This is a genomic window from Oleiphilus sp. HI0080 (assembly GCF_001635135.1).
The window spans coordinates 1-816 of sequence record NZ_LWFU01001047.1 but is presented as its reverse complement, the minus strand read 5'-3'; the positions used below and the strand labels follow the sequence as shown (position 1 = coordinate 816).

The 816-nt window shown below is 49.0% G+C and carries 1 protein-coding gene; it reads right to left on the bottom strand.

Going from position 1 to position 816, the window contains the following annotated elements; all coding sequences use genetic code 11:
• Positions 1 to 80: 80 nt before the first annotated feature.
• A partial coding sequence (gene lpxB, locus A3751_RS19520) for a lipid-A-disaccharide synthase (RefSeq protein WP_068458620.1) occupies positions 81 to 816 on the bottom strand: 736 nt, incomplete at its 5' end.

Below are 816 nucleotides of genomic sequence, written 5' to 3'. Positions count from 1 at the left end.
GCGACCGACCTCATCAACACCCGCCAGTAGATTGCCGACAAATCCCTTTGCATACACATAATCTTCTTGAAAAAAATGACTCACGATTTGTTTGCCAACGCCAAAACAGCCTCTGCAGCTTCAGAGCTGGCGTTTTTCTTCAACGATTCATGCAGCAGGGAGAAATCGGACTGCAAGCTTTTCTCCATGCTCACGGGAAGGCGTTCAAGCACCGCTGCTGAAATGTTTGAAACAGTTGCATCATCCTGAAGCAACTCAGGAACAAGCTCTTTACCTGCCAATAAATTAGGCAGCGCAACATAAGGGGTTTTAATAAGCCGCTGCATAACCCAATAAGTGAGCTTATTTAGTCGATACGCCACAACCATCGGACGCTTCATTAACATGCATTCCAATGTCGCTGTCCCTGAGGCGAGCAAGACGACATTTGAAGCAGCCATTACCTCACGAGAACGACCGTCGATCAGCTCGACCTCTAACGCAGGAAAACGCTCGAGAATTTCCAAAACCTGCGCTCGCCTGTTCGCATTCACGCAGGGAATAACAAAACGGACATTTGGAGACTTATTTTTAATCTGTTCGGCAGCACCAAAAAAGGACTCCGCTATACGTGAAATTTCGCCCGCCCTGCTACCCGGCAAAATCGCAACGATCGGCCCGGCTTCTGTGAGACCTAAATTGGCTCTAGCCTTGCTTCGATCGGAGGAGATTGGAATTAAATCAGCCAACGGATGACCGACGAACCGAACCGAGACCCGGTGTTGCTTATAAAACTTGGCCTCAAAGGGGAAGAGCGTGAGCATAAGGTCAACGGCG